Genomic DNA, 12,834 nt, shown 5'->3' on the forward strand with positions numbered 1-12,834 from the left:
AAACGGCTCAGGCGCGCTTGACGAGCTTGCGCAGCTGGTGCCAGCGGCGCTCGACGCCCCACTTGGCCACCCGCAGGAACGCCTCGCGGATGATCGAGCCGCTCATCTTCGACTCGCCGATCTCGCGCTCGGTGAAGGTGATCGGGACCTCGACGATCTCGAACCCGGCGTCGGCCGTGCGGATGGTCAGGTCGATCTGGAAGCAGTAGCCGTGCGAGTTGACCTCGTCCAGGGGCAGCTTCTCCAGCACCGGACGGCGGTAGGCGCGGAAGCCCGCGGTGATGTCGCGGGTGCGCATGCCCAGCGCGACCTGCGAGTAGATGTTGGCGCCGCGGGAGAGGATCTGGCGGTTCACCGGCCAGTTCACGACGCTGCCGCCCGGCACGTAGCGCGAGCCGATCGCCAGGTCGGCGTCGCCGACCGCGTCCAGCAGGCGGGGCAGGTCCTCGGGGGCGTGCGAGCCGTCGGCGTCCATCTCGACGATCGTGTTGTACTCACGCGCCAGGCCCCAGCGGAACCCGGCGATGTAGGCGGCGCCGAGGCCGGCCTTCTCGGTGCGGTGCAGCACCTGGATGTGGGGGTTGGCGGCCGCGCGCTCGTCGGCGAGCTCGCCGGTGCCGTCCGGGCTGCCGTCGTCCACCACGAGCACGTGCACGTCCGGGAGTACCTTGTGCAGGCGATCCAGGATCGGGCCGAGGTTCTCCCGCTCGTTGTACGTCGGGATCACCACCAGCACCGGCTCGATTTCCCGGGCCCCCCGCGGCGCCTGCGACATCCGTGCTCCTCCGATATCCGCGGCGGTCAGTCCGCCGCTTCCCCTGCCGTGCCGGCGCTGGTGCGCCGGGTGCGAAAACGGAGTACGAGCCCACCGGCCACCCCGGCGATCGCCAGAGCCAGCAGCCCGTACTCCGTCCACGCACCTAGTCGATCCGACAGCGTAGTCTGCGTCCGCAACGGGACGCGCCCGACCAGGGAATCCGCCGTGAAAAGGCCCGTTGAGCTGGTCACCGAGCCGTCGGGCGCCACGACCGCGCTCACCCCTGAGACGGCGGACACCACGACGGACCGGCCGTGTTCGACCGCCCGCAGCCGTGACATCGCCAGCTGCTGCTCGCTCATCTCGCTGCGGCCGTACCAGGCGTTGTTGGTCGGCACCACCAGCAGTTCGGCGCCCCCGCGGACGGCGTCGCGGGCCGGGTAGTCGAACGCCGTCTCGTAGCAGATGAACACGCCGACCTTCGTGCCCGCGACGTCCATGGTCTGGTTCGCGCCGTCGCCGGGGACCATGTCGACGGTCTCCTGGTCGAGGAACGGGGTGACCAGCTGGGCGACCTTGCGGGCGGGCACGTACTCGCCGAAGGGCACCAGCTGCTGCTTGGCGTAGCGCTCGCCGGGGCCGGTCCGCGGGTCCCAGGCGATGACGGAGTTCTGGACGTGCCCGTCCGGCAGCGCGTAGACCGCACCGATCAGGGCCGGGACGCCGAAGTTCGCCACGAGCTGGTCGACCTGCGGGTCCGGGCCGGTGACGGGGGTGGCGCTCTCCGGCCACACCACCAGGTCCGGCTTGGCCACCTTCCCGGCCCGGACGGCCGCGAGCAGCCGCTCGCTCTCGGCGATGGTGTTGTCGCGCAGGACGGTCCGCTGCCCCTGCAGCGCGAGCCCGATGTCCGGGGCGTTGCCCTGCACGGTCGCGACGGTGAGCTCGCCGTCCTGGGCGCCGGTGCCGATCGCCGGCCACAGCGCCAGGCCCGCGACCACGGGCAGCAACGCGGCGAGGGCGGCGAAGACCACCGGTCGCGTGAGCTTGCGCACGTCCCACAGCCGGGCGGCGAGGGTGGCCAGGCCGAAGCCGGTGAGGACGACGGCCAGGCCGACCAGCGGGGCGCCGCCGATCGAGGCGAGCGGCAGGAACGCGCCTTCGGGCTGGCTGAAGGCGACACGGCCCCACGGGAAGCCGCCGAAGGGGAACCACGCGCGCGGCGTCTCCAGCGCGATGAGCACCAGCGCACCCCACAGCGGCGCGGCCGGCAGCCGGGAAACCAGCGTGATCAGGCCGCCGGCCAGGCCGTGGTAGAGCGCCAGCGCCAACGACAGGCCCAGCCACGGCCACGGGCCGAAGTCCGGCCCCAGGAAGTCCAGCAGCCAGGTCAGCAGCGGCAGGAAGAACACCAGCCCGAACGCGAAGCCGTAGCCGAAGCCGGCCCGGAAGCGGCGTCCGCGCAGGACGAGGGCCAGCCCGGCGAAGGCCAGCGGCGCCAGCCACCACAGCGGGCGCGGCGCGAAGCTCAGGTAATAGGCGAATCCGGACGCGCACGCCGCGGCGGTGCGCAGCAGCCAGGCCGGGGGGAACCGCCGCGTGCGGGCGGGCTGGTGCGGGGCGCCCGGTTCGGGGTCGGCCACGGTGACTGCCACGGGTGCCAACTCTAGGAGATCGTGTCGTGGAGGACGTCACCCGCGCGGACCGTGCGCAGGCACCGCGGGAGGGCGGCGTCCGGTTCGAGCCGGGGCAGCGGCGGCACGCCGGCCCGCGGATCGGTGGACCAGCGCTGCACGCGGCTGTCCGGGGTGGCCACGACGAGGTCGGTGGCGTCCCAGATCGCGTAGTGCGCCGGCGCGCCCGGGACGAGGCTGCCGGTGACGCCGTCGTGGACGCCGGCCGCGCGGTGCCCGGCCCGGGTGTGGGCGGTGAACGCCGCCCGCGGCGACAGGCCGGCGCCCGGCGTCCGGTGGTAGGCCGCGGCGCGGACGTTCGCCCACGGGTCGAGCGGTGTCACCGGCGCGTCGGAGCCGAAGGCGAGCAGGACGCCTTCGGCGGCCAGCGCCGAGAAGGGGTTGAGGCCGGCGGCGCGGTCCGCGCCGAGACGTTCGGCGTACATGCCCTCCGGGCCGCCCCAGAGCGCGTCGAACAGCGGTTGCGCCGAGGCGACCACGCCCCAGGCGGCCAGCTGCTTGGCCTGCTCGGCGGTGACCATCTCCAGGTGTTCGAGCCGGTGGTGGCGGGCGGCCAGCGCGCGCTGCCCGACCTCCTTCTCCGCCAGCCGGAAGCCTTCGACGACTTCGGCGACCGCGGCGTCGCCGATGACGTGGAAGCCGGCCTGCAGCCCGGCTTCGGTGCAGGCGGTGAGGTGCCCGGCGATGCGGTGGGCGTCGAGGTAGAGCGTTCCTTCGCCGGGGTGGTCGGCGTAGGGCCGGGTCAGGGCGGCGGTGTGGGAGCCGAGGGCGCCGTCGACGAACAGGTCGCCGGCCAGGCCACGGGCCCCGAGTTCCCGCGCGGTTTCGACGGCGCCGAGTTCGCCCCAGTACCCGACGACCTCCGGGGTGCCGGGCCCGGAGAGGGCGAGGAGGGCGGCGAGGTCGTCGCGGCCGGAGATGTCGGGGCCGGCGCATTCGTGGACGCTCACGATGCCCTGTTCCGCGGCCTCGGTGAGGAACGCCCGCTGGGCGCGTTCGCGCTGCTCGGGCGTGATGGCGGCGCGCACGGCCGCGCGGACGGCGTGGTGGGCGGCGCGGGTCAGCGGGCCGTCGGGCGACCAGCCGTCGGCGTCGCGGGCGGTCGGGGCCAGCTCGACCAGGGCGGTGGAGACGAGCGCGGAGTGGACGTCGACGCGGCTGAGGTAGACGGGCGCGCCCCCGGCGGCGGCGTCGAGCTCGGCGCGGCTGGGCAGGCGCGGGTCGGTCCAGGTCGTCTCGTCCCAGCCGTGGGCGAGCAGGACCCGCCCGGGGCGGACGGCGTCGCGCACGCGGGCCAGCAGGTCGGCGCGGCCGCGGGCGCCGGTGAGGTCGAGGCCGGTCAGGTGCAGGCCGGTGGCGGTGGCGTGGACGTGCGCGTCGACGAACGCGGGGGCGACGAAGGCGCCCTGGAGGTCGACGATCTCGGCGTTCGCGTGCAGGGCGCGGGCCGGGGCGTCCTGCCCGACCCAGACCACGGTGCCGCCGGTGACCGCCATCGCCGTGGCGTCGGGGCCGGCGGGGGTGTAGATGCGCCCGCCGAGCAGGAGCGTCGTGTGTTCGTCCGTCACGCCCCTGAGTCTGCCTGCTTCGTCCAGGTGGGGGACGGCGACCCGGCAGGCAGGAAGATTTACTCCGTGAGAACGTTATGACAGGATATTTTAACGCGTTCCCGACGACTAGGAGTACAAGTGACTGCGATCCAGGAACCTGTGACGCCTGCCGCCGCCTTCGACCAGCCCTACGAGTACGCCCGCGCCGAGCTGGTGGAACCCGACTGGCGCCGCTTTCCTGGCTGGCACGACGTGACCGAGGCCGAGTGGCGCGACGCGCAGTGGCAGCGGGTGCACTGCGTCCGCAACGTCAAGCAGCTGCGCGCCCTGATGGGCGACCTGCTGGAGGAGCGCTTCTACGACGACCTGCTCGCCGACCAGCGCGAGCTGGCGACGATGTCGATGCTGCTGCCCCCGCAGATGCTCAACACGATGGCCCCGACCGCGGGCACCGACCCGGCCAAGGTGACCGAGGCGTTCTACGCCGACCCGATCCGCCGCTACATGCTCCCGGTCCGCAGTGACCGTGACGCCACGTGGCCGAGCCACCCGCACTCCGAGCGCGATTCGCTGCACGAGGCGGAGATGTGGGTCGTGGAGGGCCTCACCCACCGCTACCCGACGAAGGTGCTGGCCGAGATGATCTCGACCTGCCCCCAGTACTGCGGCCACTGCACCCGCATGGACCTGGTCGGCAATTCGACGGAGACGGTCGAGAAGCACAAGCTGACGCTCAAACCGGTCGACCGCCAGGACGCGATGATCGCGTACCTGAAGAAGACCCCGGGCGTCCGCGACGTGGTCGTCTCCGGCGGCGACGTGGCCAACGTGCCGTGGCCCCAGCTGGAGTCGTTCCTGATGCGCCTGATGGACATCGAAACGGTCCGAGACATCCGCCTGGCGACGAAGGCCCTCGCGGCCCTGCCCCAGCACTGGCTCCAGCCGAAGGTGGTCGAAGGCCTCGAGCGAGTGGCGGTCACCGCCCAGCGACGCGGCGTCAACCTGGCAATCCACACGCACGTCAACCACGCCCAGTCGGTGACCCCTCTGGTGGCGGAGGCAGCCCAGACGGCGCTGAACGTCGGGGTGCGGGACGTCCGCAACCAGGGCGTGCTGATGCGCGGGGTCAACGCGACGCCGGCGGCCTTGCTGGATCTGTGCTTTGCCCTGCAAGGGGAAGCGAACATTCTGCCGTACTACTTCTACATGTGCGACATGATCCCGAACGCGGAGCACTGGCGGGTGTCTGTTTGGGAAGCCCAGGAATTGCAGCACGCGATCATGGGGTACCTGCCAGGGTATGCGACGCCGCGGATTGTTTGTGACGTGCCTTATGTGGGGAAGCGGTGGGTGCACCAGCTCGCCGACTACGACCGGGAGCTGGGGATTTCGTACTGGACCAAGAACTACCTGACCAGCGTCGACAAGGCTGACGCCGAGGATCGCGGGGAGGCTCTGCAGCGGCGGTACCCCTACTACGACCCGATCTCGACCCTGCCCGAAGCCGGCCAGGCCTGGTGGGCGAACCGGTCCAGCTGACGCCGGCGGGTCAGACTTGAAGAGGATGCCGAGGGGGTGCTGCGGGGCCGATCGGAGCCGCTCGCACCCCCACGGCCGTCTCGGACGTTTGCGCTGGTCAGGACCGGTGACGACCGGTTGCGACCGATCACCATACGGCCCAGGTACGGCCCAGAAATTCCACTGCGGACAGACATGCTTGCCGGGCGGCCACTTCGGTCCGGTCGGCAGACCACGTGCTCCTACACCTTTTTATGGCCTGAATTAACATGCATTCACGCCGCAAAACCACGCTAACGCTGCGATATCAAATGGTCGCAAATGCATGACCATTTCCCTCGATTTAACGACGTTTGAACAGAATTGCGTTACCGTGCCCAGTGTGGTCGATCGGACGCTCGGCCTATGCGGCGGCCGCGAATGCACGCTGAGCCGGGGCGCGTGTCGATTGCGTACAGGCGATGGCACTCTGGGAATGTGTCCAGCACAGACCGCTGACGCCGAGCAGGTCGTCTCGCTCGATCCGCCGGGAGCGAGCACGCAACGAGCCGGCGGCGACCCTCAAGCGACAGTGGGGCATTACGGTGGTGCATGGACGGGTCTTTCTCTCGGCGGATGTGTTGGTCGCACTTCTCATCCTGCCGCCGAAAGACCCGTCCCTCGTCTCAGGCCCTCACCCGCGTCACCAACGTCACGACCCGCAACAACTAGCCGGCGGGCTGCCGCTGAACAGCGTGCGTCGGCGCGCCACGTCCGTCATCCTCAGCGCGGTGCTGGTGGCCGGCGCCGTGGTGGCGACCATCGCTCCCGGACTGCGCACCACACCGATGCTGGCGTCGGCCACCGTACAGCTCACGCAGGATCGCTCAGCGCTGCACGAAAACGCTGTTGGCGGCGAACGTGATCGAAGGCTTCTGCGAGTTGCCTTCGATCGGGAACGGGTGGCCGGTGCAGTTGTCGCTCTGGAACATCGCGGCGGCTTTGCTGCTGGTGTTGATCGCCGACCGGACCCGGTTTCCCCAGCCGTGCTCCACCAGGTCCACGCACGCACTCGGGTTGGGCGGCAACGGCAGGACGTTCATGGAGGCACCGTTGAAGTCGGACTGGTCCCACATGCACAGTGTGTCGGTGAACGGGCAGGTGCCTGCGGCGTCCGCCGGTGACGCGGTGACGACCTGAGTGGTGACGGACGCCAGCAGGATCGCGAGTGCTGCGCCGGACTTGGTGAGTGCTCTACGGTTGCGCATCGAACCTCCTCCTCGGTTTTCACGTACTGATCGCCTGGTCCATCGAGGTCACGCCGGTGCGTGAACTCGCCGAACCCGGAAAGGCGGGTGCGGAAGGGAGAACGACGGTATTCCGTCCGGAGGACGGCACCCCAGTTCCTCAAGCGAGGATACCAGTTTGCCGGGAATGCCGGGTTCCGGTGATCGTCCGGCAACGCGTTCTGCCGGGAGGTTGCAGTGGGTCGGGGTCGACTCCTCGGCGTTGGCGTACCAGACGACCGGCATATGACGGCCCGGCTGCTTCGCCGTCACCGTTAGAGAAGCGCGTTGCCCGGCCCGTCGCTCACCGCCGTCACGACCTGGCCGGACGCGAAGGAGTAATCGTTGCTCCGTTCGGCGGCGCCGGTGAGGATGCCGGTTTCCGCTTCGATGCGGGCCGGCGCGGGGATCGGCGAAAGCCCGGTGCGGACGCCGCATGCCCCGGGCTAGCCTGGCCCAGCCGCGGAACCGATCCGCCCGATAGTCAAGGCCTGCTCGAAGTGGCTGACAGTTTCGTCGTAGCGGCCAAGCATGATCAGGGTCGTGCCCACCGCTTCGTGGCAAGGCCCTGTTGCAGCGTGCCGGAGGGAGCCAGCGCGAGAGCGGCCGTGTGGAGGGTGGGTGCCTCGTGGTGGTGCGCCGCGACATACCGGGACCGCCAGAGCGCCGCCAAGAGCCGGACGACATGCCCGGCCAGGGCTTCCGGGGCACCGGTCGCCAGGGCGAGCATGGTCCGTTCCGCGTCCAGCCAGGCCCGCGCGGCGTAGCCGTCCGCGAACGGAGTTGCGGTCCCCCCGACCGCCCTGCCGGTGGCCGTAGGTAGGCCTCATGGGGTGACACCCACTCCATGGCGGACGAGGCCCAGCACAGGTAGTGGTCGAACAACCGGGCCGACGCCGCGAGCCGGACGCTGGCGTCGTCGGTCCTGTCCGCGAGTTCGGCGGCGTAGAGCTTGACGAGGTCGTGCATTCGGAACCGGCCCGGTGGGTTCTCCTCCAGGAGATTGACCGCACACAGCACGCGCAGGGGACGGGCGTCCCTGGACAGGGCGATCGCAGCCACGCGGCCGATATCGTCGGCGGGCGCCAGTCCGAGCAGGCGGAACGCGGACGCGGACGCGGCGTCGAGGGATCGGTAGGAGGCGCCGAACACCGCGCGCAGGCTCGCCGTCAGCTCACCGGTGTCGAGGGCATCCAGCCGGCTTTCCGACAGTTCGGCGGCCAGCGTCGACAGCCGCCGGCCTGGCTGGGCTGCCACCCGCGCCGACGATGGCCAGCGCCAGGGAAATTCCCCCGCGTTGGCGAACGATCTGCTGGGCCGCGTCGGGTTCTTCGGCCAGCCGGGCCTCACCCAGCTTGTGCGCGAGCAGCTCTCGCGCCTGCGGTTCGTCGAGAGTCCGCAACGGCAGCGTGGTCCCGCCATGGGTGATGATCAGGCCACCGAGCTCGTGCCGGCTCGTGATCAGGACCGAATACGAAGATCCGCCGGGAAGCAACGGGACGACGTGTTCGGTGTCGCGCGCGTTGTCGAGCACCACGAGCAACCGGCGGCCGGCCGTGAGGGTCCGATACCGCGCCGCCTGCCCGTCCGGCTCCAGCGGAACTGACGTCAGGCGTCGATCCGGTTCACCTTCACCGACGCCAACCGTGTCCGATGGGTTCGCGAGGCGGACGGCAGGCTCAATCGAGCGGTGACACTGATGTCATGATGCAAGAACACCGTGACGAGCAGGCCGCCTTTGCGATCGTCGAGCGCGTGCGGGGCGTGCGGGGCGTGCGGGGCGTGCGGGGCAAGCCTACGACCCTTGTTCGCCGCCAGAACCTCGCCGCGGAGGCCTGAGCAATGCGCCCGGCAGAGCTCGTTCGGGCCAGCGAAGGATTCCCGTGAACTTCGTCGGTGGGCGCCCGCGAAGCGGTCACGCAGCCAGTCGCGCTGCAACCGCGCGGCGAGTTCGCACGTACTCGTCGACCTGCCGGCGGTCGTACCCCCGCACGACGATCGGGACCGGACGTCGGACTCCGGCACTGTCTCGGGTTCGGAAATCGTGTTCTCCTTGCACCGAGTGTCGGCAAGATCGAGATGACCGGCAATCCGAAATCACCCATCGGTGCCACTCGAAAGTGACGCTTGAGTCCCTGAACTACTGTTCGCCAGCCCGCCACGGCTCAGTGGGCCTGAGCGCTCTCGCCGGCGGTTCCCCACCGGTCGACAGACCGCTTCGCCCCCGCATCGACCGTCATGGCCGTGTTCAGGCCGGTCCGGGGAACGACGCGGTGCCGGCCGGGTGCGCCAGGCAGGTGATCCAGTAGTCGCCGTCGGCGTCCCGGGTCACGCCGTGGGTCTCACTGGGGAAACCGGGGAAGTGCCGGTCGAAGTCCTCGAGGGCGCGCAGGTAGCGCAAGGTCGGCTCGTCGTGGCAGCCGGCGCTCTCCCCCGGCATCAGGACAGGGATGCCGGGCGGGGTGGTGACGACCTGGGTCGCGACCGTGCGGTCGGCGAGCTCGGCTAGGCGGACGGGTTCGGTACCGCCGCGCAGCAGCCGCTGGTAGGTCTGCGCCGGAGTGAGTTCGGGGCGCGGCGGGTGGGTGAACGCCGCGTCGAGCAGCGGGATGAGGTCGCTTTTGCGGAGGTGGGCGTGCATCTGGTCGCACAGGTCCCGCAGCGTGAGGCCGCCGTAGCGGGCCGGGTGTGCTTCGACCAGCGCGGGGAGGACGTCGATCAGGCGAGCCCCGGTGTCGTAGAGGCTCTTGAAGTCGAGGAGCCCGTCGACGAGCGTGCCCCATTTGCCCTTCGTGATGCCCATCGAGAACAGGATCAAGCAGGTGTAAGCGTCGGTTTTTTCGACGACGATGCGGCGCGTTTCCAGGTAAGCGGTGAGGATCCGGGCCGGGATGCCCTGCTCGCCCGCGGTACCGCGGGCGTCGGTGCCCGGACAGGTGACGCTGACCTTGACCGGGTCGAGCAGGCAGTAGCCGGCCTCCAGGTCCGGGAAGCCGTGCCAAGCCGCACCGGGCTCGAGGCTCCAGCAAGCGGGTTCGGTGCGCAGCAGGTCCAGTGGCGCGTCCGCGAACGGGTATCGCTGCCCGGTGCGCGGATCGTCGACCTCGTCCGGCTGCCAGGTGCCGAAGAACCAGGCGGGCCGGTCTCCGGCCGCGGCGATGCGGCGGCCGATGCGGGCCACTGTCTGCCGGAACCGGATGGCTTCGGTGACGGCCTCGTCGATCAGCCACCGCCCGCCCGGGCCGTCCATCATGCCGGCGGCGACGTCGAGCCCGGCGATCATCGGGTACAGCGGCGAAGTGGTCGCGTGCATCATGAACGTCTCGTTGAACTGCCGGTGCTCAACCGGCGAACGCGGCGCGTTCTTCACGTGCAACATCGCGCTCTGGGACATCGCCGCGAGCAGCTTGTGGGTGGATTGGGTGCTGAAGACGGTGGGCCGGACGGCGCCGGGCAGCGCGTCGGCGTCCACGGCCATGCCGTACCGGCGGGCGTAGAGCGGGTGGAACCGGGCGTAGGCGAACCAAGCCTCGTCCAGGTGCAGCCGGGGCACGCTGCTCCCCAGCAGCCCGGCGACGCGGACCGCGTCGTAGCACAGACCGTCGTAGGTCGAGTTGGTGATCACCGCGTACACCGGGTCCGGCGCGGCCGCACCGGCCGCGAGCGGGCTGCCCGGCACGAGCGCGGCAACCGCTTCGCGGCTCAGCGCGGCGGGCGGGATCGGGCCCATCAGCCCGTAGCCGTTGCGGGTGGGCACGAGGTAGACCGGGCGGCCGCCGGTCAGCGTCAGCCCGTGGTAGATCGCCTTGTGGCAGTTACGGTCGACCAGCACCAGCTCGTCGGTGGCGATGCTGGCGTGCAGCGCGATGCGGTCGCCGGTGGAATCGCCGTGCAGCACGAAGTACGTCAGGTCGGCGCCGAAGATGCGCGCGGCGTTGCGCTCGGCGTCACCGATCGGCCCGGAGTGCTCGAACAGTGAACCCAGCTCCGCCACGGAAATCGACAGGTCGGTGCGGAACAACCGCTCGCCGTAATAGTCGAACAACGCCCGACCGGCCGGGGACTTCAGGAATGCCACCCCGCCCGCGTGGGCAGGGGTGTGCCAGGAATATTCGTGGGTGTCGTCGAACCGCCGGAGTTCCCGGAAGAACGGTGGCAGTATTTCGTCGCGGTAGCGCCGCGCGGCGACCCCGATCCGGCCGGCGATGAACCCCGGCGTGTCCTCCAGCAGCCAGACGTACCCGCAGATGACCTCGGCGACCCACAGCGGCAGGTCGTCGACCGAGGTGGCGGTGGGCACCAGGAAGACCGGGAGCCGGGTGAACCGCCCGACCACCGCTTTCAGCACGGCTTCGGCGGGCAGTGCCAGGTCGCCGTCGTCGTCCCGCAGGTCCCAGCTGACCAGCGCGGCGGTGAGGTCGGCCCGGCTCTGCACGAGAGCGAGGGCGTCGTCGTCGGTACCGGCGCGCAGGACGTCGTGCCCGTCCGCGGCCAGGTGCTCGCAAATCCGGTCCAGCTGGCTTTCGAGCACCGACCCCGGTGGGATGTCGTTCAGCGCGAGCAAAACGGTCGAACCGGCCACGGCAGAACCCCTTTTCGGATGGTTACCACCAGATATAGCCGCGTGCGAACGCGGCGTCGATCGGCCGAACGCTGGCGCCGAGGTACTTCTTTCGAGCACAATCCGGGCGATTGCGTCACGCGGTGACTATGGTTTCCGCGACCCGGGGGAATCGGCGCTCGAAAGACTGATATCGGTCATCGGAAGTGTTTCGCAGCCGAGCGCGGGCGGCTCACCCCTCTTCGGCGCGGGCGTCGTCGTGCGCCTCTTCGACCCGGTGGGCCAGCCGGAGCAGCCGGATATTGCTATGCAGGCTTGCCGGACGGCCAGCGCGCTACGGCATCACGGGACCTGCTCGAGGCGCTCAAGCATTGCTGGAACGTCCACCCTCGCCACGCACGCCGGCGGCTGCCGTAGCAGGGCGACAAGGTGGTCGTGGCCGTCGAGCCCTCGGCCGAGGAGGTCGCGGTGCGACTGCGGCAGCGCTGCTGGGCTATGTGCTATTGGACCGGACGACACATTCGCCCTCGACACGGTCGCGGTGTACTGCGGCTGGTCCGTCAGCTGCTGACCTATCCCCTGCCGATGTACTGGCCGCATCAGGCCACGGCGGGCCAGCCGCGCCCACGCCGGCGGCGCGTGCTCGTCGGCCGGCCCTCGTCCGTGGCAGCGGCTACGTCGATACCCGGTGACGTAGCCGTCGTCGAGCGCCTGGTCGGCCCATCAACGAGCCCGGACACGAGCAGCTGGTCGGCAGGATCCACGGAGGAAGCGGGGTCGCCTGCCCCCGCAGTTCGGTGTCGTGGGCACGGATTCGCATAGCCATCGCAGCCAGCGACACCGCAACCAGGTCCGGCGCTCAAGGGCGAGTGCATCCTGGCCCCCGGCCTCCCGCAGTGCCGCCGACCGGACGACCAGCCGGCACTGGGGAGACCTCCCACCCACCGGCGTCGGCGCGGGACTCGCGCGCGGTTGCTGACTGAGGCGCCGTTCCGCGGTCGGCGCGTGGGTTCCCTCGATCAAGTCCCACACCACGAGGCCCTGCAGGCCACGCTGGTTGGCAGCTCGCTCCCACCGCCGCCGGACATCGCGGTTGAGCGCCGGCTGGAAGCCTTCGACGACCACGTGCACCGGGTCCTCGCCCAACTGCGCCCGGACGAGCTGCAGGTCGCCCGAGCCTGGGCCCGCGACGACTCCCTGACCTGGTTCGAGGCGGCCGCGGCCTGCGGCCGGGCCGCTGCGTTCGGCACCCGCGTCCAGTCGGGGCTCGCGGCACTTCCGATCGCACTGTGGGAGCTCTCACTGGGCGTGTGGCTGATCGCCAAGGGCTTCAAGCCCGCACCTGACGACGCGGGTTGAGCGATTGTTCGGAACAGGGTGGTGGGTCAACGGGGACCGACCAGGCGCCGGGTCCGCGGCGACCAGCGCCCGGTGGGTCCGCACCCCGACTACCCGCACACACCCGCGGGAGGGTGTATCGCTGGGTGGC

10 protein-coding genes are annotated in these 12,834 nt (G+C 70.6%); 3 read left to right on the forward strand and 7 right to left on the reverse strand.

Translation table 11 applies throughout. The annotated features are described in order from the left end of the window. Positions 1 to 7: 7 nt before the first annotated feature. From ACFVYA_RS21620 to ACFVYA_RS21630, 3 genes are read right to left on the reverse strand one after another with little or no spacing between them, the layout of a single operon-like run. Complete coding sequence (locus ACFVYA_RS21620; protein ID WP_285991789.1) at positions 8 to 775, reverse strand: polyprenol monophosphomannose synthase; 768 nt, start codon at positions 773 to 775, stop codon at positions 8 to 10. A 26-nt stretch (positions 776 to 801) separates the two neighbouring features. Continuing rightward, positions 802 to 2,412, reverse strand: coding sequence for an apolipoprotein N-acyltransferase (gene lnt, locus ACFVYA_RS21625; RefSeq protein WP_387047356.1), 1,611 nt, complete (start codon positions 2,410 to 2,412; stop codon positions 802 to 804). 11 nt (positions 2,413 to 2,423) lie between these two features. Beyond that, positions 2,424 to 4,019, reverse strand: a complete 1,596-nt coding sequence (locus ACFVYA_RS21630; RefSeq protein WP_387047357.1) for an amidohydrolase — start codon at positions 4,017 to 4,019, stop codon at positions 2,424 to 2,426. Between the two features lie 120 nt (positions 4,020 to 4,139). Here ACFVYA_RS21630 and ACFVYA_RS21635 point away from each other — a divergent pair, with 120 nt between their 5' ends. Then, positions 4,140 to 5,540, forward strand: a complete 1,401-nt coding sequence (locus ACFVYA_RS21635; protein WP_387047358.1) for a KamA family radical SAM protein — start codon at positions 4,140 to 4,142, stop codon at positions 5,538 to 5,540. Between the two features lie 845 nt (positions 5,541 to 6,385). Here ACFVYA_RS21635 and ACFVYA_RS21640 read toward each other — a convergent pair. The 3 genes from ACFVYA_RS21640 to ACFVYA_RS21650 form a co-directional block, all read right to left on the reverse strand. Further along, positions 6,386 to 6,766: a peptidase inhibitor family I36 protein gene (locus ACFVYA_RS21640; RefSeq protein WP_387047360.1), complete on the reverse strand. Its 381-nt coding sequence runs from the start codon at positions 6,764 to 6,766 to the stop codon at positions 6,386 to 6,388. 553 nt (positions 6,767 to 7,319) lie between these two features. Then, positions 7,320 to 7,514 carry a hypothetical protein gene (locus ACFVYA_RS21645; RefSeq protein ID WP_387047362.1) on the reverse strand — a complete coding sequence of 65 codons (195 nt, stop codon included), beginning with the start codon at positions 7,512 to 7,514 and terminating at the stop codon, positions 7,320 to 7,322. A gap of 444 nt (positions 7,515 to 7,958) precedes the next feature. After that, positions 7,959 to 8,321 (reverse strand): hypothetical protein, encoded by a 363-nt coding sequence (locus ACFVYA_RS21650; RefSeq protein WP_387047364.1) that lies wholly within the window; start codon positions 8,319 to 8,321, stop codon positions 7,959 to 7,961. A 167-nt stretch (positions 8,322 to 8,488) separates the two neighbouring features. On the opposite strand from ACFVYA_RS21650, the gene ACFVYA_RS21655 reads away from it, so the two are divergent. Then, positions 8,489 to 8,623 carry a hypothetical protein gene (locus ACFVYA_RS21655; protein ID WP_387047366.1) on the forward strand — a complete coding sequence of 45 codons (135 nt, stop codon included), beginning with the start codon at positions 8,489 to 8,491 and terminating at the stop codon, positions 8,621 to 8,623. A 409-nt stretch (positions 8,624 to 9,032) separates the two neighbouring features. Here ACFVYA_RS21655 and ACFVYA_RS21660 read toward each other — a convergent pair whose 3' ends face one another. Beyond that, complete coding sequence (locus ACFVYA_RS21660) at positions 9,033 to 11,366, reverse strand: Orn/Lys/Arg decarboxylase N-terminal domain-containing protein (RefSeq protein ID WP_387047368.1); 2,334 nt, start codon at positions 11,364 to 11,366, stop codon at positions 9,033 to 9,035. 984 nt (positions 11,367 to 12,350) lie between these two features. Between ACFVYA_RS21660 and ACFVYA_RS21665 the strand changes: the two genes are divergently transcribed. Further along, on the forward strand, positions 12,351 to 12,704 hold the full coding sequence (locus ACFVYA_RS21665; protein ID WP_387047370.1) for a hypothetical protein: 354 nt from the start codon (positions 12,351 to 12,353) through the stop codon (positions 12,702 to 12,704). The last annotated feature ends 130 nt before the right edge of the window (positions 12,705 to 12,834 follow it).

Source organism: Amycolatopsis sp. NPDC058278 (assembly GCF_042881395.1).
Taxonomy (GTDB): domain Bacteria; phylum Actinomycetota; class Actinomycetes; order Mycobacteriales; family Pseudonocardiaceae; genus Amycolatopsis.